This window comes from Streptomyces swartbergensis, assembly GCF_002148965.1.
Taxonomy (GTDB): domain Bacteria; phylum Actinomycetota; class Actinomycetes; order Streptomycetales; family Streptomycetaceae; genus Streptomyces; species Streptomyces swartbergensis.
This window is the reverse complement of record NZ_NGFN01000128.1, coordinates 1-21,735: the sequence shown is the minus strand read 5'-3', so window position 1 is coordinate 21,735 and position 21,735 is coordinate 1. Positions and strand designations below refer to the sequence as shown.

18 protein-coding genes and 2 pseudogenes are annotated in these 21,735 nt (G+C 70.6%); 2 read left to right on the top strand and 18 right to left on the bottom strand.

What is annotated here, in order from left to right:
- The 6 genes and pseudogenes from CA983_RS47975 to CA983_RS21080 all read right to left on the bottom strand — a co-directional run.
- Positions 1-158, bottom strand: a pseudogene (locus CA983_RS47975) ((2Fe-2S)-binding protein); the annotation flags it as partial.
- Positions 155-1,048 carry an FAD binding domain-containing protein gene (locus tag CA983_RS21100; protein ID WP_086602465.1) on the bottom strand — a complete coding sequence of 298 codons (894 nt, stop codon included), beginning with the start codon at positions 1,046-1,048 and terminating at the stop codon, positions 155-157. The gene CA983_RS21100 and the pseudogene CA983_RS47975, both read right to left, overlap by 4 nt.
- 259 nt (positions 1,049-1,307) lie before the next feature.
- Complete coding sequence (locus CA983_RS21095; RefSeq protein ID WP_086602464.1) at positions 1,308-2,939, bottom strand: beta-N-acetylhexosaminidase; 1,632 nt, start codon at positions 2,937-2,939, stop codon at positions 1,308-1,310.
- Between the two features lie 59 nt (positions 2,940-2,998).
- Positions 2,999-3,209, bottom strand: a pseudogene (locus tag CA983_RS21090) (helix-turn-helix domain-containing protein); the annotation flags it as partial.
- A 298-nt stretch (positions 3,210-3,507) separates the two neighbouring features.
- On the bottom strand, positions 3,508-3,789 hold the full coding sequence (locus CA983_RS21085; protein ID WP_010039914.1) for a DUF3039 domain-containing protein: 282 nt from the start codon (positions 3,787-3,789) through the stop codon (positions 3,508-3,510).
- A 29-nt stretch (positions 3,790-3,818) separates the two neighbouring features.
- Positions 3,819-4,391 (bottom strand): YqgE/AlgH family protein, encoded by a 573-nt coding sequence (locus CA983_RS21080; protein WP_167407425.1) that lies wholly within the window; start codon positions 4,389-4,391, stop codon positions 3,819-3,821.
- Between the two features lie 252 nt (positions 4,392-4,643).
- On the opposite strand from CA983_RS21080, the gene murA reads away from it, so the two are divergent.
- Entirely contained in the window at positions 4,644-5,984 is a 1,341-nt protein-coding gene (gene murA, locus CA983_RS21075; protein ID WP_086602462.1) for a UDP-N-acetylglucosamine 1-carboxyvinyltransferase, read from the top strand.
- A gap of 115 nt (positions 5,985-6,099) precedes the next feature.
- On the opposite strand, the gene CA983_RS21070 is transcribed toward murA, so the two are convergent.
- The 9 genes from CA983_RS21070 to CA983_RS21030 all read right to left on the bottom strand — a co-directional run bounded on the left by CA983_RS21070 (position 6,100) and on the right by CA983_RS21030 (position 17,381).
- The gene (locus tag CA983_RS21070; RefSeq protein WP_003990598.1) at positions 6,100-6,381 is read right to left on the bottom strand and encodes an HU family DNA-binding protein; all 282 of its coding nucleotides are present in this window, start codon (positions 6,379-6,381) and stop codon (positions 6,100-6,102) included.
- A 339-nt stretch (positions 6,382-6,720) separates the two neighbouring features.
- The gene (locus tag CA983_RS21065) at positions 6,721-8,154 is read right to left on the bottom strand and encodes an NAD-dependent malic enzyme (protein ID WP_086602461.1); all 1,434 of its coding nucleotides are present in this window, start codon (positions 8,152-8,154) and stop codon (positions 6,721-6,723) included.
- Positions 8,155-8,518: 364 nt separating this feature from the next.
- A complete protein-coding gene (locus CA983_RS21060; protein WP_086602460.1) occupies positions 8,519-10,804 on the bottom strand; it encodes a HelD family protein in 2,286 nt (761 codons plus the stop codon).
- A 60-nt stretch (positions 10,805-10,864) separates the two neighbouring features.
- The gene (locus CA983_RS21055; protein WP_279628449.1) at positions 10,865-11,692 is read right to left on the bottom strand and encodes an anti-sigma factor family protein; all 828 of its coding nucleotides are present in this window, start codon (positions 11,690-11,692) and stop codon (positions 10,865-10,867) included.
- Positions 11,692-12,213 carry a sigma-70 family RNA polymerase sigma factor gene (locus tag CA983_RS21050; RefSeq protein ID WP_010039908.1) on the bottom strand — a complete coding sequence of 174 codons (522 nt, stop codon included), beginning with the start codon at positions 12,211-12,213 and terminating at the stop codon, positions 11,692-11,694. The genes CA983_RS21055 and CA983_RS21050 overlap by 1 nt, the downstream gene beginning before the upstream one ends.
- Positions 12,214-12,586: 373 nt before the next feature.
- Positions 12,587-13,180 carry a CGNR zinc finger domain-containing protein gene (locus tag CA983_RS21045; protein ID WP_086602458.1) on the bottom strand — a complete coding sequence of 198 codons (594 nt, stop codon included), beginning with the start codon at positions 13,178-13,180 and terminating at the stop codon, positions 12,587-12,589.
- Positions 13,181-13,488: 308 nt separating this feature from the next.
- Positions 13,489-14,640 carry a uroporphyrinogen-III synthase gene (locus tag CA983_RS21040; protein ID WP_086602457.1) on the bottom strand — a complete coding sequence of 384 codons (1,152 nt, stop codon included), beginning with the start codon at positions 14,638-14,640 and terminating at the stop codon, positions 13,489-13,491.
- A gap of 116 nt (positions 14,641-14,756) precedes the next feature.
- Positions 14,757-16,142 carry a nitrate/nitrite transporter gene (locus tag CA983_RS21035; protein ID WP_086602456.1) on the bottom strand — a complete coding sequence of 462 codons (1,386 nt, stop codon included), beginning with the start codon at positions 16,140-16,142 and terminating at the stop codon, positions 14,757-14,759.
- Between the two features lie 153 nt (positions 16,143-16,295).
- Complete coding sequence (locus CA983_RS21030) at positions 16,296-17,381, bottom strand: hypothetical protein (RefSeq protein ID WP_086602455.1); 1,086 nt, start codon at positions 17,379-17,381, stop codon at positions 16,296-16,298.
- 120 nt (positions 17,382-17,501) lie between these two features.
- Here CA983_RS21030 and CA983_RS46270 point away from each other — a divergent pair, with 120 nt between their 5' ends.
- Positions 17,502-17,678: a hypothetical protein gene (locus tag CA983_RS46270; RefSeq protein WP_158101874.1), complete on the top strand. Its 177-nt coding sequence runs from the start codon at positions 17,502-17,504 to the stop codon at positions 17,676-17,678.
- Here the strand turns inward: CA983_RS46270 and CA983_RS21025 are convergent.
- The 3 genes from CA983_RS21025 to CA983_RS21015 form a co-directional block, all read right to left on the bottom strand.
- Positions 17,670-18,140, bottom strand: coding sequence for a hypothetical protein (locus CA983_RS21025; RefSeq protein ID WP_086602454.1), 471 nt, complete (start codon positions 18,138-18,140; stop codon positions 17,670-17,672). The two genes, CA983_RS46270 and CA983_RS21025, sit on opposite strands and share 9 nt — an antisense overlap.
- 79 nt (positions 18,141-18,219) lie before the next feature.
- Entirely contained in the window at positions 18,220-19,521 is a 1,302-nt protein-coding gene (locus CA983_RS21020) for an acyltransferase family protein (RefSeq protein WP_086602453.1), read from the bottom strand.
- Positions 19,518-21,716 carry a bifunctional polysaccharide deacetylase/glycosyltransferase family 2 protein gene (locus CA983_RS21015; RefSeq protein WP_086602452.1) on the bottom strand — a complete coding sequence of 733 codons (2,199 nt, stop codon included), beginning with the start codon at positions 21,714-21,716 and terminating at the stop codon, positions 19,518-19,520. The genes CA983_RS21020 and CA983_RS21015 overlap by 4 nt, the downstream gene beginning before the upstream one ends.
- Positions 21,717-21,735: the final 19 nt, after the last annotated feature.

The following is a 21,735-nucleotide window of genomic DNA, read 5'->3' as shown; positions in this document are numbered from 1 at the left end:
GGCGCGGCGAGGGGACTGTCGGCGGCCAGCATGGCGTCGACGCCCCCCTCGGGGAGTTCGACGAAGGCGGTGGCGCCGTCGTCGTACTCGCCCTGGGGCAGCGGGTCCCAGCGGCTCCCGCCCCGGGGCGTGCCCTCTCCGTGCTGGTCGTCGGTCACGACAGCGCCCTCCCCAGTGCTCGTCGGGCCAGCGCGGCGACGGTGCGCCGCAGGTGCAGTACGGCGGGCGGAAGCTGTGCGACCGAGCCGTCCTCGGCCGGCGCCGCGTCGGGGATGCAGGCCGCGGCGACGTACTCGCCGAAGGCGCTCAGCGCCTCCGGCACGAGCGCACGGTTGTTGTCCCAGTCGATGAGGCTGCCGACCCACTGCTCGGCCTCCAGGGGCCGCAGCGGCATCGGCGCTATGGCGCCCACCGCGCAACGCACGCCCCGGCGTGCGGGGTCCAGGACCAGGGCCACGGATGCCGCCGCGCGCCCCGGGCCGGTGCGCCCGGTCGCCTTCAGGAAGACCTGCGGGGCGTGCAGCAACGGCACGCGCACGTAGCCGATGAGTTCGCCGGCGCGCAGCATGTCCATCCCGGCCAGCAGGTGCGACACCGGGATCTCCCGGCGGGCTCCGCCCGGGCCCGCGATGATCAGTGTCGCCTCCAGGGCGGCCAGCACCGGCAGCGCGTCCCCGGTGGGGGCGGCCGAGGCGATGTTGCCGCCCAGGGTGCCCGCGTTGCGGATGTGCGGCGGGCCCGCGGCGCGCGCGGCGGCGGCGAGCGCCGGGATGAGGGCCGCGAAGTCGGGGCGGCCCATGCGCGCGTGCGTGAGGCCCGCGCCGAGCAGCGCGTGACCGTCCAGGTACTGCCAGCCGCGGATCTCGTTGATCCGGCCGAGTCCCACCAGCGCGGCGGGCCTCAGCTGCCCGGAGTTGACGGCGGCCATCAGGTCGGTGCCGCCCGCGACGGGCACGGCGGCGGGCACGGCGGTGAGTGCCGCGACGGCCTCGTCCAGCGTCGTGGGCAGCGTGACGGCCTGCGCCGCCTGCGGTGCGTGCGTGGTCAAACCGGCTGCCCCTTCCCGCTGCCCCACCTGGTCCCACCTGTGCTGCCGTACGGTACGTGCTGACAGGGCGGACGTGGCAACTCTGGCACATCTTGGCGAGAGCCGAAGACACGGGTCCGCTAGGAGGCATTCGCCCACCTCACCGGGGAGATGGTCCGTTTTCGCACGGGTTCACCAGTGCGGGTGGATTGGCACTTTCGGTGACCCTTGTGCGCATTTTCCGTGTCCTGTTCGAGCTGTTCGGTCGCGATGGCCGGTGCTACCGGCTGGGCGGCGGTCCGTCCTTCGGGCGGCCCAGCACCCCGGGGCGCCGCTGCCAGGGCAGCGGGCCGGCGGGTGGCCGGTAGGCGACGCCGAGGGCGTCGAGACGCCGGTAGTGGGCGGTCATACGGCGCTCGAAGCCGGCGAAGTCCCGTTCTGCCGGGGCGGGCAGGGCGCTCCAGGCGACCTCGGCGAAGGCCGCGAGCCGGGGGAACGTCTGGTAGTCCACGCGTGCGTGGTCCTCCATCACCTCGGTCCACACGTTGGCCTGGGTGCCCAGCACGTGCCGGGCCTCCTCGGGCGTCAACTCCGGCGGCACGGGCTCGAACCGGTAGACGTCCTCCAGGGTGCGCACCCACCCGATCGGTACCGGCTCATCGGGGCCCGGGGCCTGACGGTGGTCCAGATACACCTGCTGTTCGGGGCACATGACGACGTCGTGGCCTGCCCGGGCGGCGGCGATGCCCCCGGCGTAGCCGCGCCAGGAGGACACGGCCGCGCCCTTCGCCAGCCCGCCCTCCAGGATCTCGTCCCAGCCGATCAGCCGGCGCCCGCGCGCGGCGAGCCACGCGTCGAAGTGCCCGATGAACCAGGACTGGAGCTCGTCCTCGTCCGCGAGGCCGAGTTGTCTGATGCGTGCCTGGGCGGTCTCCGACCGCCGCCACTGGTCCTTGGGGCATTCGTCGCCGCCGACGTGGACGAACTCCGACGGGAACAGCTCCAGCACTTCCTCGAAGACGCCCTCGTAGAAGCGCAGGGTGTTGTCAGTGGGGGCGAGTACGTTCGGGTTGATTCCCCAGGTGTCCCAGACGGAGAGGGCGGAGGTGTCGATGACGTCGGTGTTGCCGAGTTCCGGGTACGCGGCGATGGCGGCCTGCGAGTGTCCGGGCACGTCGATTTCAGGGACGACGGTGATATGCCGCTCGGCGGCGTAGGCGACGATCTCCCGGATGTCGTCCTGGGTGTAGTAGCCGCCGTGCGGCTTCTCCTCCCACAGCGGCGAGGACCGGTGGCCGGTTTTCGTGCGCGCGCGCCAGGAGCCGATCTCCGTCAGCCGTGGATGCCGCTCGATCTGGATGCGCCAGCCCTGGTCGTCCGTCAGATGGAAGTGGAAGACGTTGAGTTTGTGCGCCGCCATCAGATCGAGATAGCGCAGGACGCCTTCCTTGGGCATGAAGTGCCGGGCGACGTCGAGCATGAGGCCGCGCCAGCGGAATCGGGGCGCGTCGTGGATGGTGACGGCGGGCACCTCCCATTCCTGCCGACGGGCCACCGGCGCACGGCGAAAGGCATCGGGACCGAGCAGCTGACGGAAGGTCTGGGCGCCCCAGAACAGGCCCGCCGGACTCGCCCCTTCGATGAGGACGCGGTCGGCGTCGGCCGTGAGGCGGTACGCCTCGGGTCCGCCCAGGGCGGGCAGGACCCCCAGTCGGACGCGGGGGGCGGCGCCGGTGTGCGGGTCCAGCGGCAGGCCGGTCGCCGCGCCGACGGTCGCGCGCAGCCACCGCGCGACCCGCTCGGTGCCGGGGCCCGCCTCGATCCCGGTGCCCGTGTCGAGGAGGAAGCCCGGTCCGTCCCCGGCCTCGACGCTCAGGGGCGCCGGAATCACGTCCGTGTTCGGAGGAGTCACGTCAGTCCTTCACCGCTCCGCCCAGTCCGGAGACCAGGCGCCGCTGTACGAGTACGAAGAAGACCAGCACGCTCCTCGGTGCGCTTGGCCTGGGTGATGCGCAGCCGGGACAACTCCCGCCGACTTCACAAACGGCAGCCCCGCCGCGTGCGCTTCCCTGCGGTCGCGCAGGCAGTCGTTCCACACCACACGGGCACACCCGAACGCCCTCGCCAACGCACGACGCTGGGTTGCGCCCGGGTACGCCCGGTAGTTGTAACGGAGCTGCATACCGGTCACCGTACGGACGCTTCCTGGCCGCTCACGGCGAAAGATCACATCCCACCGGAACGGCACACGATGTGAGCAAGCGTGTTCGAGTCAACGCTCGCCCCGGCGCGATCATGCACGGGCACCTGTGGTTGTCTGCAAGTCAGACCAGCCCTGACATGGACTGCATGAACACACCCACAAGAGGTCTCAACCACTCTGTGACCAGCAGACGCATCCCGTGCAACGCCCGGACAGCACAAAAGCCTCCAGGGCGCGCACAACGCACCCTGGAGGCTTTACGCCGCGCAGGCCGGGGCTACTTGTCGCCCTTGCCCTTGTCGTCGTCGCCGGAGCCCATGGACTCGTAGATCTCCTTGCACATGGGACACACCGGGTACTTCTTCGGGTCGCGGCCCGGCACCCAGACCTTGCCGCACAGCGCCACGACGGGGGTTCCGTCGAGGGCGCTCGCCATGATCTTGTCCTTCTGGACGTAGTGGGCGAAGCGCTCGTGGTCACCGTCACCGTGGGAGGTCTGCGGCGTCGGCTCTACGAGGGTCCCCGTACCAGTCCCGCGCTCGGGCTCGAGAGTGCTCATGGACCCAAGGGTACTGAAGGTCACAGACATCAGTTGAGCGAAGGGTCGTCCGGGTACGTCGCCACCATCGCCAGCTCGCTGCGCTGGCGGCGCAGCACCTCGCGCCAGAGTCTCTCCGGGAACGGCGAGGAGACGTCGCCGGGCTCCGACTCGACGACGTACCACGCGCCGTCCACCAGCTCGTCCTCCAGCTGGCCCGGGCCCCAGCCGGCGTACCCGGCGAAGATCCGCAGCGAGCCGAGGGCGGAGGCCAGCAGTTCCGGCGGGGCCTCCAGATCGACCAGACCGATCGCGCCGTGCACCCGGCGCCAGCCCAGCGGTGCGGCCTCTCCGGACGCGCCACCGGGGACGACGGCGACGCCGAGGGCCGAGTCCAGCGACACCGGTCCGCCCTGGAAGACGACGCCGGGTTCGCCGGCGAGATCCCCCCAGCCCTCCAGGATGTCGCCCACGTCGACCGGGGTGGGGCGATTGAGGACGACACCGAGGGAGCCCTCCTCGTCGTGGTCGAGGAGCAGCACCACCGCGTGGTCGAAGTTCGGGTCCGCCAGGGCGGGCGTGGCCACGAGCAACCGCCCTGTGAGCGAGGACACCTCGGTCATGCCAGACATGATCCCGCATCTTCCCTGTCCGTGGGGAGGCAATGGGGGGACGGGAGTGAACGCAGCTCAGGGCGCACTGGTGCGTTTGTCGCGCACGGACGTGACCGTGACCCCACGTGCCCGGCACGGAACGGTTCGTGTTGTGACAGAGCTATGACGTGGCTGGGTCTGATTCAGGCTTACGGAAGGGGGGTGGAGGGCGATTACCCTTTCCCTCCTGGCCCCTGCCCGACTCCACGGAACGCGAGATTCATGACCGTCAACGACGATGTCCTGCTTGTCCACGGCGGAACCCCGCTGGAGGGCGAGATCCGTGTCCGCGGTGCGAAGAACCTCGTACCGAAGGCCATGGTGGCAGCGCTGCTGGGCAGCGCCCCGAGCCGCCTCCGCAATGTTCCGGACATCCGTGACGTACGGGTCGTACGGGGCCTGTTGCAGCTGCACGGTGTGACGGTCCGTCCGGGGGACGCACCCGGCGAACTGGTGATGGATCCGACGCGCGTGGAGAGCGCGAACGTCGCTGACATCGATGCCCACGCGGGTTCGAGCCGTATCCCGATCCTGTTCTGCGGCCCCCTTCTGCACCGCCTCGGCCACGCGTTCATCCCGGGCCTCGGCGGCTGCGACATCGGCGGCCGGCCCATCGACTTCCACTTCGACGTGCTGCGGCAGTTCGGCGCGCGGATCGAGAAGCGGGCGGACGGGCAGTACCTGGAGGCCCCGCAGCGGCTGCGGGGTACGAAGATCACGCTGCCGTACCCGTCCGTGGGCGCGACCGAGCAGGTCCTGCTGACGGCGGTGCTCGCCGAGGGCGTCACCGAGCTCTCGAACGCGGCTGTCGAGCCCGAGATCGAGGACCTGATCTGTGTCCTTCAGAAGATGGGCGCCATCATCGCGATGGACACCGACCGGACCATCCGCGTCACCGGTGTCGACAAACTCGGTGGCTACACCCACCACGCCCTGTCCGACCGGCTGGAGGCCGCCTCCTGGGCGTCCGCCGCGCTGGCGACCGAGGGCGACATCTACGTCCGTGGCGCCCAGCAGCGCTCGATGATGACGTTCCTGAACACCTTCCGGAAGGTGGGCGGGGCCTTCGAGATCGACGACGAGGGCATCCGCTTCTGGCACCCCGGCGGCCAGCTGAAGTCCATCGCGCTGGAGACGGACGTCCACCCCGGCTTCCAGACCGACTGGCAGCAGCCGCTGGTGGTGGCGCTGACCCAGGCCACGGGCCTGTCCATCATCCACGAGACGGTCTACGAGTCCCGCCTCGGCTTCACCTCCGCGCTGAACCAGATGGGCGCCCACATCCAGCTCTACCGCGAATGCCTGGGCGGCTCGAACTGCCGCTTCGGCCAGCGCAACTTCCTCCACTCGGCCGTCGTCTCCGGGCCCACCAAGCTCCAGGGCGCCGATCTGGTCATCCCCGACCTCCGCGGCGGCTTCTCGTACCTCATCGCGGCGCTGGCGGCCCAGGGCACGTCCCGCGTCCACGGCATCGGCCTGATCAACCGTGGCTACGAGAATTTCATGGAGAAACTCGTGGAGCTGGGCGCGAAGGTCGAGCTGCCGGGCAAGGCGCTCGGGTAGCACGCGAAGTCAGTACACGCAGTGAAGCCCAAAGGGGCGGCCACCCGGATCGGGTGGCCGCCCCTTTGGTGTCACTGTGCCTCGTACGTCGTCCTGAGACGTACGGACGACCAGGTCACTTACCCTTGGCCGCTTCCTTGAGCTTGGAGCCCGCGGAGACCTTCACGCTGTAGCCAGCCGGGATCTGGATGGGCTCGCCGGTCTGCGGGTTGCGGGCGGTGCGAGCGGCACGGTGGGTGCGCTCGAAGGTCAGGAAGCCGGGGATGGTGACCTTCTCGTCCCCCTTGGAGACGATGTCGCCGACCACGTCGGCGAACGCGGCCAGCACGGCGTCGGCGTCCTTGCGGGTCACCTCGGCGCGGTCGGCCAGCGCGGCCACCAGCTCACTGCGGTTCATGTTGTTACTCCCGTGTTCATCTTGCCGTTGAGGCGTCAGATCGAAGCCGATGCTGCCAGGGTCCTCCATGAGTCCCCGGACCCGGGTCCGTCGTCAGACCCTCGCGCCCAGGGAGGCATCCTGCCTCTACCTGCGGCGGGAAAGCCAATCCGGCACCCGGCGGAGTCGTGAGAGCACCCTTGGGAGTCACACGAAAAGAGGGCCTGAGCCTGGCCGCCACGATAGGGCTCCGCCGCTGACAGTGGTCCTGCGACGCGCCGTTTTCCGGGTTGCCGTGGGGATCCTCACAGTCCGGGGGCCGGCGCCCCCGGACCTCACTCCGAGCCGGGCGGCTCGCCCTCAGACGCCGGACGAGCTGCCCGCCGTCGCGCCCGCCGCCTTCGCGGCCTCCCGGACCGCTCCCGCGACCGCGCCCGCGACCTTGTCGTTGAAGACGCTCGGGATGATGTAGTTCGGGTTCAGCTCGTCCTCGGTCACCACGTCCGCGAGGGCGGTCGCGGCGGCCAGCATCATCTCGGTGTTGACCGTGCGGGACTGGGCGTCCAGCAGACCGCGGAAGACACCCGGGAAGACCAGCACGTTGTTGATCTGGTTCGGGAAGTCGGAGCGGCCGGTGGCCACAACGGCCGCGGTCTGGCGGGCGATTGCCGGGTCGACCTCGGGATCCGGGTTCGCGAGCGCGAACACGATGGCACTCTCGGCCATGGCGGCCACGTCGTCGCCGTCGAGGACGTTCGGGGCCGAGACGCCGATGAAGACGTCGGCGCCGCGCACGGCCTCCTTGAGCGTGCCGGTCAGGCCCTCGGGGTTGGTGTTGTCGGCGATCCAGCGCAGCGCCGAGTCCGGGGCGGCGTCCACCAGGTCCTCGCGGCCCGCGTGCACGACGCCGTGGATGTCGGCGACGACGGCGTTCTTGACGCCGGCGGCCAGCAGCAGCTTCAGGATGGCCGTACCGGCCGCGCCGGCGCCGGACATGACGACGCGGATGTTCTCGATCGCTTTGCCCGCGACGCGCAGTGCGTTCGTGAGGGCGGCGAGGACGACGATCGCGGTGCCGTGCTGGTCGTCGTGGAAGACGGGGATGTCGAGGGCCTCGCGCAGCCGGGCCTCGATCTCGAAGCAGCGGGGCGCGGAGATGTCCTCCAGGTTGATGCCCGCGAAGCCCGGGGCGATCGCCTTGACGATCTCGACGATCGCGTCGGTGTCCTGGGTGTCGAGGCAGATCGGCCAGGCGTCGATACCGGCGAACCGCTTGAAGAGGGCCGCCTTGCCCTCCATGACGGGCAGCGCGGCCTTCGGGCCGATGTTGCCCAGGCCCAGCACCGCGGAGCCGTCCGTCACGACCGCAACGGAGTTGCGCTTGATGGTGAGGCGGCGGGCGTCCTCGGGGTTCTCGGCGATCGCCATGCAGACGCGGGCGACACCCGGCGTGTAGACCATGGACAGGTCGTCACGGTTGCGGATGGGGTGCTTCGACGCCATCTCGATCTTGCCGCCGAGGTGCATGAGGAAGGTCCGGTCCGAGACCTTGCCCAGCGTGACGCCCTCGATGCCGCGGAGTTCCTCGACGATCTCGTCCGCGTGCGCGGTCGACGAGGCCGCGATGGTGACGTCGATACGGAGCTTCTCGTGACCGGATGCGGTGACGTCGAGGCCGGTCACCGAGCCTCCGGAGGACTCCACGGCGGTGGTGAGCTGCGAGACGGCGGTTCCGCTCGCGGGCACCTCCAGCCGGACCGTCATCGAGTAGGAGACGCTGGGCGCCGTTGCCATGGCCGACTTCCTCTGCTTTCACCTGACGCTGAGTTGTGCCGTCCGATCGTCGCACCTACCGCTGAGTAGCAGGTAGCCACCCTCGATTGCGAACGTTTTGTTCGCGGAACAGGCCAACAAAAGAGACCCACGTCACGTAGGGACGTGGGTCTCTTATGAAGTAGGTGGCACCGGCCCGCCATGCTCGCCTCGCGGCAAGTGGTCGCTCGTAGCGACGATGGTTGGGCCCGGGGGCTTGGATCGAGCCGGTGCCACGTCCAGGCTAACAAACAGATCCCGTAAGGCCATTCCCGTACCGGGAGTTCATTTCGCCGGCAAGTGGGTATCCGGGCGCGGTCGTCCACGAGGAGTCCCAAAGGACGGATCAGTCCCTGAGCAGGTCCGGTACTCCCGTCGCGTCGGGCTCGTCCCGTTCGGCCGAGACGACCGTGAGCTGCTGGGTGGCCCGGGTCAGTGCGACGTAGAGCACACGCAGGCCGGCCGGGGACTCGTCAGCGATCTCCGCCGGGGAGACCACGACTGTCGCGTCGTACTCCAGGCCCTTCGCCTCCAGGCTGCCGAGGGCCACGACCCGGTCGCCGAGTCCGGCGAGCCAGCGGCGGGCCTCCTCGCGGCGCTGCATGGCGACGACCACGCCGACCGTGCCGTCCACGCGCTCCAGCAGCCGGGCCGCCTCGGCGCGGACGGTTTCGGCCAATGTGTGGTCCACGACGGTGAAGCGGGGCTCGACGCCGGTGGAGCGGACCGCCTTCGGGGACGCGGAGCCGGGCATGGCGAGGGCCAGCACCTTCGAGGCGAGCTCGGCGATCTCGGCCGGGTTGCGGTAGTTCACGGTGAGCTCGAAGCGGCGGCGCGGGCGGGTGCCGAGAGCCTCGTCGCGGGCCTCGGCGGCCTCGTCCGGGTCGGACCAGGAGGACTGGGCCGGGTCGCCGACGACCGTCCAGGTGGCGTGCCGGCCGCGGCGGCCGATCATGCGCCACTGCATCGGAGTGACGTCCTGGGCCTCGTCGACGATGACGTGCGCGTACTCGGTGCGCTCCTGCGCGAGGCGCTCGGCGCGCTCGCGCTGCGACTCCTCGCGCACCGGCATCAGCTCCTCCAGGCCGGTGAGCTGGTCCAGCGGGTCGAGTTCGCGCCTCTTGCGGGGGCGGGCCGGGGCGCCGAGGATCGCCTGGAGCTCGTCGAGCATCGCGATGTCGTGCACCGAGTGGCCGTCGCGCCTGAGGGAGCGGGCGACCTTGCGGATCTCGCCGGGGTTGAGGATCCGCCGGGCCCAGCGGCCGAGGCGCCGCTCGTCGGCCATGGCGTCCAGGACCGCCGCCGGGGTCAGCTCGGGCCACCAGGCGTCGAGGAAGGCGATGAAGGCGTCCTCGGAGGTGATGTCCTCGTCGAAGGAGGAGCGCAGCTCGGCGGCGAGCTCCGGGTCGGTGTGGCGGCCGGCCGCGCCGGACTGCTCCCACAGGGCGTCCAGGAGCAGCTTGCGGGCGCGGGGACGCAGCAGGTTCACGGGGGCGGTGCCGCCGAGGGCGGCGCGGCGGATGTCCGCCAGCTGCTCGGCCTCCAGCTCCAGGCGGCGGCCGAAGGCGACCACGCGCAGCCGGGCCGGTGAATCGTTCAGCTCCAGGGCTCCGCGCGCGGCCTTGCGCAGCACCCTGAGCATGCGGGACGAGCCCTTGGCACGGGCCACGGAAGGCGAGTCGTAGAGCGTGGCCTCGGCGCCGTCGACGAGGGAGCCGATGGCGCGGATGGCGACCTGGCCCTCCTCGCCGAGGGAGGGCAGCACGCCCTCGGTGTAGGCGACGAGCAGCGGGGTCGGCGAGACGATCAGGATGCCGCCCGCGTACCGGCGGCGGTCCTGGTAGAGGAGGTAGGCGGCCCGGTGCAGGGCGACGGCGGTCTTGCCGGTGCCGGGGCCGCCCTCGACGTAGGTCACGGAGGCGGCGGGGGCGCGGATGACCAGGTCCTGCTCGGCCTGGATGGAGGCGACGATGTCGCGCATGGTGTGGCTGCGGGCCTGGCCGAGCGCGGCCATCAGGGCACCGTCGCCGATGACGGGCAGCTCGTGGCCGTCGAGGAAGGCCGTCAGCTCGGGGCGCATCAGGTCGTCCTCGACACCGAGCACCTTGCGTCCCTTGGAGCGGATGACCCGGCGGCGGACGACCCGGCCGGGGTCCACGGGCGTCGACCGGTAGAAGGGGGCGGCGGCCGGGGCCCGCCAGTCGATGACCAGCGGTGCGTAGTCCTGGTCGAGGACACCGATGCGGCCGATGTGCAGCGTCTCGGCGATGTCGGCGGTGTTGTCCTCCCGGACCGAGCCCTCGGCGGGCTCGACGGCGGTGTACGCGCCGTCGGGGCCCTTCTTGCCGTCCTTGCCGCGCAGCAGGTCGATGCGGCCGAAGAGGAAGTCCTCGAACTCGTTGTTCAGCCGGCTGAGGTGTATGCCGGCGCGGAAGACCTGCGCGTCCCGCTCGGCGAGCGCGCCGGGCGTGCCGACCTGGCCGCGCTGGGCCGCGTCGTGCATGAGGAACTCGGCCTCGTGGATCTTCTCCTCGAGACGCCGGTACACCCGGTCCAGGTGTTCCTGTTCGACGCCGATCTCTCTGTCTCTCAGGGAGTCGAGCGCGGTTTCCTGTTGAGCCTGAGCGGCCACCGGGCCCCCTTCTGACGTGCTGGGCAGCCGTCCACCGTACGCGAAGGGGACCCGGTAAGGCTACGCGTCGACCTCGACCAGCCGCTTGCCGTCGAACGTCACGACCTCGAAGTGGTCGATCTGGTTCGGCTCGAAGGCGGCGCCGCCCTGGACGTACAGCGGCTCCTTGGCCTTCTCGGACTTGGCGTCCGGCAGACCGTAGCCCCATTCCGGGACGGACCAGGAGGCGAGGGTCTCCCGCTCGCCGTTCTTGCCGACCGCGACGAGGGCGCACTTGAGCGGGCCCTTGAGGTTCTTCAGCTCCAGGACGGTGCCGGTGCCCCAGTCCTTCTTCTGGACGGCGACGGTCGCGGAGACCTTGGTGTTCGGGTCGGTGGCCGTGATCTTGTCGGAGATGCCGTCGAAGGCTTCCTTGGCGGGGCTCGACGCGAGCGGGCGGTTCTCCCTGCCGCCGCCGTCACCGCCGCTGTTCGTCGCCACCGCGACGAAGGGGCCGCCGATGATCAGCGCGCCGGCCGCGGCCACCATGTAGAAACTGCGGCGGCGCTTCTGGGCGCGGCGGTCGGCGACCTCGTCGACCAGCTTCTCCACCAGGCGCGGCCGGGGCTTCGCGGACAGCGACTCGCCGATCGCGGGTGTGCCCGAACCGGGCAGGTCAGCGAGGGCGGCGAGCATCGGCTCCATGCCGGCCAGCTCGTCGAGCTGCTGGGCGCACCATTCGCAGGTCGCGAGGTGGGCTTCGAAAGCGGTTGCTTCGGCGTCGTCGAGGATGCCGAGAGCGTAGGCGCCGACGGTCTCGTGCTCGTTCGGCACCGGAGATCCCTGCATGGGTCCAGACATACCCATGCCTCCCGTACCGAATCCCTGGTTTCCCCCGTAAACACTCATCACGCCGTCACCCCCCGCTCCTCCAGTGCCAGCTTCATGGAACGGAGAGCGTAGAAGACCCTGGAGCGGACGGTTCCGCTGGGTATGCCCAAGGTTTCCGCCGCCTCGTTGACGGTACGCCCCTTGAAGTACGTCTCGACGAGCACCTCCCGGTGGGCGGGGGTCAGGTCGTCGAGTGCGTCCGACAGAGTCATCAGCCACAGCGCCTTGTCGATCTCGTCCTCCGCGGGGATGACCTCCAGCGGCGACGGGTCGACCTCCTGCGGCCGGGCCTGCCGGCTGCGGTGGCCGTCGATGACGATGCGCCGGGCGACCGTCACCAGCCAGGGGCGTACCGATCCGGTCGCTCGATTGAGCTGTCCGGCGTTCTTCCAGGCACGGATGAGCGTCTCCTGCACGACGTCCTCGGCGCGTTGCCGGTCTCCGGCGACCAGGCGCAGGACATACGCGAGCAGGGGTCCGGCGTGTTCGCGATAGAGCGCACGCATCAGCTCCTCGTCGGGTTCCGAGGGCTGGGACATGCGATGTCGGGCCCTCGGTGCACGTTCATTGGCCACGACGGAATCCTTGCGCACGCCCACCTCCGGTGTCCGGGGGTTCCCCCAGTCGGTCGCTCCACATGCCGTACGGACGCGAGCCGTTGGGCGTTCAAAGAGACGTGACAGATTTCTTCTGAGTGACGTGACGAGGGGGACATGGGAGCACATTCCCACCCCGCGTTCTTTACATTTCCGCCACATCGACCAGATCAAGCCAGGCTTTCCCTACGGTGGCGTAGGTAAACGATGTGTAATCGAAATCACTTCGACAGTGCGTCCACAGAAGTCGCATTTAGGACAGGGAAATTGGATGCAGTGAGCATCCAACGGCCTTGCCGCGAAGGGCAAAAGGGACTTAAGCACGGGTGAGTGCCGCGCGGCGGCGATGCCGGGCGACTCGTTCGCGGTTCCCGCAGACCTCGCTGGAGCACCAGCGCCTCCTGCGTCCCCGGGAGGTGTCGAGGTACACGATCGGGCAGTTGTCGCCCTCGCACTGGCGCAGGGCCGCGCGGGCGACGGGGTCGGTCACCAGGTCCACGGCGTCCCGGGCGACGGCCGCGAGCAGGGCGGGGCAGCCGGGCGGGCCGTCCAACTGCCGTACGAGTTCGCCGTCTGAGCCCCGGACCGCGCGGGGGGCGGGGGGCGCGGTACGGGCGAGGTCGTTGACGCGCGCGAGCGCGAAGTCGTACGCCCGGGCTCCGGATCCCGGCCAGCCGCGCACCAACCGGTCGATCTGGCCGCGCAGTTCGCGGAAGGCGGCAGGCCAGGTGGCGTCGGCGTGGGCCAGGGCGGTGTCCGCCGGGACGAGCCCGGAGCCGGTGATCCAGGCGCGCAGCACGTCCACGGAGTCCAGCCGTTCCTCCGGATGCGTGGTGGAGAGCAGATCGAGGCAGATCCGCCCGGCATCGAACCGCAGCTCGTACGGGGCCGTGGCCGTACCCAGTGCCATGTGCCTGTCACCGCCTAGGTGCACCCCGGTCGCGAGGGGCCCGGTGGGGTGCCAGTGAGAGGGCTGGGAAACCGTTCCCTCTTACAGTGCCTGCCCACTGCGACGCCGGAAACCCCTCACACGGGCCGGTCGTGAGGGGCGGCTTCGCCCGGACACGGGTTCCGGCCATGGCGCGCACGCCACGCCGAGCGGCCCCGGTTCGCGCGACGGGCGTCAGCGTGGCGGTATTTCGCTCAACTCGCGGACGCCGTCACGCGTCCGCGTACTTCATGGACGCCGTCACGCGTCCGCGTACTTCATGGACGCCGTCACGCGTCCGCGTACTTCGTGTCCGCTGCCGGGTCCAAGGCGAGGCGGTAGCCCCGTTTGACCACCGTCTGGATCAGTTTCGGCGTGCCGAGGGCCGTGCGGAGGCGGGCCATGGCCGTTTCGACCGCGTGTTCGTCGCGGCCGGAGCCGGGCAGGGCGCGCAGGAGTTCCGCGCGGGCGACCACCCAGCCGGGACGGCGGGAGAGGGCGCGCAGGAGGGACATGCCGGCGGGCGGTACGGGCTTGAGGTCCCCGTCCACCAGGACGGCGTGCCCGCGGATCTCCACCCGGTGCCCGGCGATCGGCAGCGCGCGTGCCCGGCCGGGCAGTTCCTTGCAGAGGAGCTGGACGAGGGGGCCGAGCCGGAAGCGCTCGGGCTGGATCGTGTCAATGCCGCGGGACTGCAGCGGCAGGGCGGTGACCGGGCCGACACAGGCCGGCAACACGTCGTGGCTCATGGCCTCCAGTACCTCGGGGAGCATCCCGCGCTCCTCCGCCCGGGAGAGCAGGGAGGCCGCGGCCGGGGCGCTGGTGAAGGTCAGTGCGTCCACGCCCCGGGAGACCGTGGCGTCCAGGAGGCGGTCCACCGGAGCGATGTCCTCCGGCGGCATCCACCGGTAGACGGGCACGCCCACGACCTCGGCCCCGCCCTCCCGCAGCGCCTCCACGAACCCGGGCAGCGGCTCACCGTGCAGCTGGATCGCGATCCGCTGCCCGTCGACGCCCTCCTCCAGCAGCCGGTCGAGCACCTCCGCCATGGACTCCGACGACGGCGACCACTCCTCCGTCAGCCCGGCGGCCCGGACCGCGCCCTTCACCTTGGGCCCGCGCGCCAGGATCCGTACGCCGCCGAGCCGCGACAGCAGATCGTCGCCGAGCCCCCAGCCGTCGGCGGCCTCGACCCAGCCCCGGAAACCGATCGCGGTCGTGGCGACCACGATGTCCGGCACCTGGCGGATGAGCTCCTTCGTCGCGCCCAGCAGCTCGCTGTCGTCGGCGAGCTGCACGATCCGCAGGGCAGGGGCGTGCATGACGGCGGCACCGCGCCGCTGCAGCAGCGTGCCCAGCTCGTCGGCCCGGCGCGCGGCCGTCACGCCCACGGTGAAACCCGCCAGGGGTCCATGGTCCGGTCGCTGTTCTTCCTCGTACATGGCTCTCGTCCCGCACTCGAGTCGTCGTACTTATGGGTACGGCGTACCTACATGCCGATCGAGCCTGTCAACGGCTCGTGACAGGCCCGGATCGGCTTGATGTCGACGGTGTTACGTCACACCCTGGCGTAGCTGAGCTGCGGCTCCGCCTCCGAGGTCGCCGTCGTGGCGGGTACCCGGGGTGCCGTGCGGCGAAGGTATACGGCCCAGGTGACCGCGAAGCAGACCGCGTAGAAGGCGAGGAAGGCGACGAAGGCGCCGGTGCCGGAGCCGTAGGAGAGGAAGGACTGGCGGAAGGCGAGGTTGATGCCGACGCCGCCGAGCGCGCCCACCGCGCCGATGAGTCCCATGGAGGCGCCGGAGAGGCGACGCCCGTAGGCAGCGGCCGCTTCACCCTGCAGCCCCTTGGCGAGGGCCTTGTTCTGGAAGATGCCCGGGATCATCTTGAACGTCGAGCCGTTGCCGAGCCCGCTGAGCACGAACAGCACCACGAACGCCACGGTGAACAGCGCCAGCGACTTCTCCATCGAGGCACCGATCAGGATCGCCGTCGCGACGCCCATGCCGACGTAGTTCCACAGGCTGATCTTCGCGCCGCCGTACTTGTCGGCCATCCAGCCGCCCAGGGGGCGGATCAGCGAGCCGAGGAGCGGACCGATGAAGGTGACGTACGCCGCCTCCAGCGGGGTGCGTCCGAACTGGTTCTGGAGGACCTGCCCGAAGGCGAAGCTGTATCCGATGAACGACCCGAACGTGCCGATGTAGAGGAAGGACATGATCCAGGTGTGGGCGTCCCGCGCGGCGTCCTTGGCGGCACCGGTGTCGTTCTTGACGTTCTCGATGTTGTCCATGAAGAGCGCGGCCATGACGGCGGCCACGAGGATCAGCGGGATGTAGATCCCGAGCAGCACGCGCGGCCCGCCGCCGGCGCCGATGATCCCGAGCGCGGCCAGCTGGATCACCGGTACGCCGATGTTGCCGCCGCCCGCGTTCAGGCCGAGGGCCCAGCCCTTCTTCCGCAGCGGGAAGAAGGCGTTGATGTTGGTCATGGAGGAGGCGAAGTTACCGCCGCCGATGCCGGCCAGCAGGCCGACGAGGAGGAAGGTGGAGAAGGAGGTGCCCGGCTCCATCACGGTGAACGCGGCGACGGTCGGGACGAGGAGGAGGCCGGCGGAGATGATCGTCCAGTTCCGGCCGCCGAAGATCGCTACGGCGAAGGTGTAGGGGACGCGGACGACGGCGCCGACGAGCGTGACCATCGAGGTCAGCATGAACTTGTCGGCCGGGGTCAGTCCGTACTCCGGGCCCATGAAGAGGACCAGCACGGACCACAGGGTCCAGATCGAGAAGCCGATGTGCTCGGAGAGTACGGAGAAGAAGAGGTTCCGGCGGGCAACCTTCTCCCCGGTCTCCTTCCAGAAGGTCTCGTTCTCCGGATCCCAGTGCTGGATCCAGCGTCCGCCCCTGCTCGGGGGTGCGGGTGCCGTGCCAGGGCCTGTCATGACGCCTCCACTTGCTCCGGGACTCGGTCGTTCCATGAGTGCTGGTCCCGAAGGTAGGGAGGGCGCGTTTCGTGACTGTGCCAGCGGGTGACCGCGAGGGAACTTTGCTCTCACCCCGGCCTTGGGCGGGATGAGAGGTTCGGTGGCGTTGTGTCAGCGTTGCGGGGGCTGCCCGGGGACGTTCTGCTGAGGATACGGCTGGTTGTAGGGGCCGGGGGGCTGGCCTCCGTACGGGCCGGGCGCGGGCTGGCCTCCGTACGGGCCGGGCGTCGGCTGGCCTCCGTACGGGCCCGGTGTGGGCTGGCCTCCGTACGGGCCGGGCGTCGGCTGGCCTCCGTACGGGCCCGGTGTGGGCTGGCCTCCGTACGGGCCGGGCGTCGGCTGGCCTCCGTACGGGCCCGGTGTGGGCTGGCCTCCGTACGGGCCGGGTGCGGGCTGCGCGGGGTASGGGCCSGSSGCCGGCTGGGCGTACGGTCCCGGCGCCTGCTGTCCGTAACCCGCGGGGGCGCCTCCGGCCGGAGCGGGCATTCCACCGGGCTGGCCCGGCACCCCGGGCGCCTGTCCCGGCGCGCCCGCATAGCCCGGCGCCCCGGCCGCGGGCCCGCCGTACGGTCCTGCCCCGAACGGATTGCCCTGCCCCGGCATCTGCGCCCCGGGCGGCAGATACCGCAACCGCCCGTTCTCTTCGGTCACCGGCATGAAGCCGGCCGCCTGCAACCGCGCGGCGAACTTCGTGTTGCGCTTGCGTGTGACCAGCAGCCCGATGCCGAGGATCGCCATGAACAGCAGCCACACCACGCCCGCCGCGACGAAGTCGAAGGACTCGCCGCCGGCGCGGAAGGCGAGGACCACGCAGCCGAGGGTGATGCCGAGGGCCGCGTAGCCCATGCGCTTCTCGGCGTTCTTACCGGTGAGGTCGAAGTTGATGCGGGCCTTGAGGAGCTCGAAGGCGTCCGGCACGAGCGGCGGGAGGGAGACGCCGTCGCCGGCGCCCGGGTACTGCGCCCAGTTCTGTGCGGCCCGGGCCCGGGCCTGCGGGCTGGGGTCGGGCAGGATCAGCATGGTGAGCGCGCCGTTGCGGCCGGTGCTCTGGCGGACGTCCGCGTACTCGTAGCCGAACTGCTGGGCGACGAAGGCCAGCCGGGCGAGCTTCTTCACGGACGCCATCGGGCTGGTGAGCTCGACCGGTTCTCCGCTCGCCATCAACCGCAGCATCTTCTGTGTCTGCCGCTTACTCATCCCACCGCTCCCCCGTCGACCCACTGGGCACAGTTGTTCACATGCGCAACTCAGGCAGTTTTCCACACCGGGAAACCCCGGGGGAACGGGGTCCCGTTCGACGACGGGAACAACGCCCTGGTGGTGGGAGGCATCGCGGTCGGCGGGCTGACCGGGCTGATGCTGCCGGTGATCCTGTTCGGCATGGTGCGGGGGAACGAGCACACGCCCCGGGTCGGCCCGGGAGCCGCGGCACGCAAGGTGCTGGCGGTGCTCGTGTTCGACGTCTGGCTGCTGGTCGTGGCGTTGCTACCTTGACGAGTTCCTCGAATTCGGAGCCCAGCATCCGCGACTGCTTCGTCCGCTCCTGCCGCCGGAGCCGGGCCACGCGCCCCACGGCGGGCAGGGTCTCCCCAGCGTGACCTCGCCGGAACCGGCCAGGGCGGCGACGGCGTCGAGGCCGTCGAACTTCTCGTACAGGCGGGAGACCAGCAGGGACGCCGGCAGCGGGATGCCACCGGCCTCCAGGAACGACAGGTACAGCACCACGCCGCCCTGTCCGACGGCGGTCTCGGCCGTGCCGAGCAGCTGCTCCTCGGCCTTGCGGCGCACTACGGGCTGGTCGTCGACGCCCGCGAACTGCCGCTTGACCAGCGCGCTCACGGACGCCTCGCGGCGGTCGGCGGGCAGGAGCGGAACGCGGTGCCAGTCCTCGGGCGTGATCAGCCCGAAGACCGGCGCGCGCTCTCCGGCCGGTTGTGCTGTCCGTGCCTGTGTCACTGTCGTTCTCTCGCCTGGACCGCAAAGGAGCCCTCGGAACGGGCCGCTCATCGTCCGCTCCCGCCGATGACGGGGCAGCTCAGCTTCCGGGTGCCGAGCGCCTCCGGCTGCCACGAACCCTCATCCGAGGCGCACTGTTCGGCCACAACCGCGGCTTCCGCTTCGCCGCGACGTCCTCGACCCAGCCGAACGCGAGGATCGCCGCGCCGATCAGGGGCCAGACCAGGACGAACATCCAGATCGTGTACGTGGTGTCCAGGGCGGACACCGCGCTGTCGCTCTGGAGGAACGGCAGTTCGTAGAGCAGGTCGAGGATCGGGACCGTGGCCATGATGAGGAGGTTGTGCCAGAGGTAGATCGTGACGGCACGGTTGTTGGAGAGGGTCACGAGCGTGTCCCACCTGGCCAGACGGCCCGGGAGTTCGCGCCAGGACGGAGAGTACTGGAGCAGGACGACCACGAAGCCGAAGGACCAGGCCGCCTGGGCCAGGGGGATGTCGTTCAGGTCCCAGCCGTCGGGCCCCAGGTGACCCGAGGCCCACCACAGGCCGAAGGCCATCAGCAGGGCCGCGCAGGAGATCGACAGGTAGCGGGGGATCTGCTTGAGCAGGCCCTCCTGGTGGGCGAAGCCCAGGACCCAGCAGCCGCCGTAGACCGCGAAGTCCGTCACCGCGTTGCCCGTCTCGCCGGGGATCTTCACCAGGCCCGTACCGACGACCGCCGTGAGGCCCAGGGGCGCCAGCAGCGTCGGCCACGGTGCCCGGCGGAACGCCCACAGCAGCAGCGGGGACGCGATGACGAACCAGAGGTAGGCCCGCAGGTACCACAGCGGACCGGCCGCCTGCACCGCCCAGGTGTCCTCCAGCAGGCCGGACTTGGCGCCGAGGTGCCAGGGGAAGGGCGGGGCGCCGACGGGGAAGACGTAGTTGAACAGGTCGATCAGGCCCCAGGTGCCGCCGTGGTCCGGGTCCTTCAGCGGGTTCCAGCCGCCCGCGAACATCATCGCCAGCACCACCGCGCTGAACGCCCAGAGCGGAGGCAGGAGCCGGCGGATCCGGCCCCGGATCACCCCGAGCGCCGGGCGCTTCAGCGAGCGCGCCATCAGGGCGCCCGCCAGCGCGAACATCACGCCCATCGACGGGAACAGCACCGTCAGCCACGCCCAGCCGAACAGGTGGTAGACGACGACACGGACCAGGGCGATCGAGCGAAGGAGGTCCAGGTAGCGGTCACGGCCGCCGCCCTGGCGCGGCGCCGCGTCGGGGGCGGTCCCGCCCGTGGCTGCGGGGTCCGTCGTGCGCTGCTGCGGGATGCCGTACGACGGCGGCCCCGGCAGGCCGGACGCCGCCGATGACGTGGGGATCGGGTTTCCGTGGGTCATGCCACCGGCCTCCGCTCGCCGCTGCTCTGGGACCGCTGGCGCGGCACGGGGCCGCCGCCGGGCGCGTCGACGACACCGGTGCGCCGCAGCTTCTGCCAGCGCAGCCGGCCGCCGGTGAGGGCGGTGATCCAGGACTGGAGCAGGACGACGTACATGAGCTGGCGGTAGAGGATCTGCTGCAGGGGCAGCGAGATGAGGTGTGTCATGCGCTCACGGTCGAGTCGGAAGGCGTAGGCCGCGCAGACCGCCTGGATCGCCAGGACGCCGAGCCACGCGATGATCGTCTTCTGGGTCGGGCCGAACACGAGGCCGTAGACGAGGAACACGTCGATCAGCGGGGCCAGCAGGGGCGCCACGACCATGAAGAGGGACACCAGGGGCAGGCCCACGCGGCCGAAGCGGCCCGAGGCACCCTTGTCCACCAGGGCCCGGCGGTGTTTCCAGATGGCCTGCATGGTGCCGTACGACCAGCGGTAGCGCTGGGACCACAGCTGCTGGACCGTCTCGGGTGCCTCGGTCCAGGCACGGGCGTTCTCCGCGTAGACCACGCGCCAGCCGTCGCGGTGCAGGGCCATGGTGATGTCGGTGTCCTCGGCGAGCGTGTCGTCGCTCATGCCGCCGACCCGTTCCAGCGCGCTGCGGCGGAAGGCTCCGACCGCGCCGGGGATCGTCGGCATGCAGTGCAGGACGTCGTACATCCGGCGGTCGAGGTTGAAGCCCATCACGTACTCGATGTGCTGCCAGGCGCCGATGAGGGTGTCCTTGTTGCCGACCTTGGCGTTGCCCGCGACCGCGCCCACCCGCGGATCGCCGAAGGGCTGCACCAGTTCACGCACGGTGGACGGTTCGAAGACCGTGTCGCCGTCCATCATCACGATCAGGTCGTACCGGGCGTTGGCCACACCGCGGTTGAGCGCGGCCGGCTTGCCCGCGTTGAGCTGGCGGACCACCCGGACGTTGGGCAGGTCCATGGCCTCGACGATCCGTGCCGTGCCGTCGGAGGAGCCGTCGTCGATGACGAGGACCTCGATGGGGTGGTCACTGGCGGCGAGGGAACGGACCGTGTTCTCGATGCACTTGGCCTCGTTGTACGCCGGGACCAGGACCGACACCGGTTCGGTGATCGGCGGCCCCCAGCTGAAGCCGCGACGGCGCACCCGGCGTGCGTGCAGCCCGGAGAGCAGCAGCATCAGGACGAAGCGGCCGATGACGAGAGTGCCGACGATCGCGAGGCCGACGACCAGCCCGTCGGTGAGGTGCTCCGAGGCCTGCACCAGGAAGATCCACGCCGTACCCTTCCACTGCTCGAGGCCGGTGACCCGGGAGTGCGCGCTCGGGGCGTCGAGGGCCTCGGTGAGGTTGTGGAACTCGTATCCCTGCTCGCGCAGGTCGGGCAGCATGCGGTCCAGTGCCTCGACGGTCTGGTGGCGGTCGCCGCCGGAGTCGTGCATCAGGACGATGGCGCCCTTGCCGCCCTTGGGCGTGGCCTTGCGGATGATCTCCTCGACGCCGGGCTTGCGCCAGTCCTCGCTGTCGGTGTTGTTGACGACGGTGATGTAGCCGCGGTCGCCGATGTACTCGGTCACCGGCCAGGACATGTTGTCCATGGCGCCGGCGAAGGAGGAGTACGGCGGCCGGAAGAGAGAGGTGCGGATGCCCGCCGCGCCCGAGATCGCGAGCTGGTTCTGGGACAGCTCCCAGTCGATGCGCTTCTTGGACTGGTAGGACAGGTCGGGGTGGTTGAAGGTGTGCAGACCGACCTCGTGGCCTTCCGCGACCATGCGCCGGACCAGGTCCGGGTAGCGCGAGGCCATGGTGCCGGTGACGAAGAAGACCGCGTGCGCGTCGTGCTTCCTCAGGACGTCCAGGACCTTCGGCGTCCAGACCGGGTCCGGGCCGTCGTCGAAGGTGAGGACCAGGCGGCGGTCGGGCAGGCGCAGGCTCTCCGTGCGGCCGCTGCGGGTGTCGATGACCGGGCCGCCGTTCATGATCTTCTCCGGCACCTGGTCGGTGGCGGCGGGCGGCCGGACCCGGTGGTCGGCGAGGATCTCGCTGTGCACGTAGCCGCGCAGCATGAGCATCGCCATCAGCGCGACGAGGACGAGCAGGGGCAGCAGCAGGCGCAGGGGCAGGCGGCGCCTGGCGCCGCCACGGGCTCGGGGTGCGGGCCCGGAACGGCGGGTATGGGATGCCATGGGTGGTGGTACTCCGGGG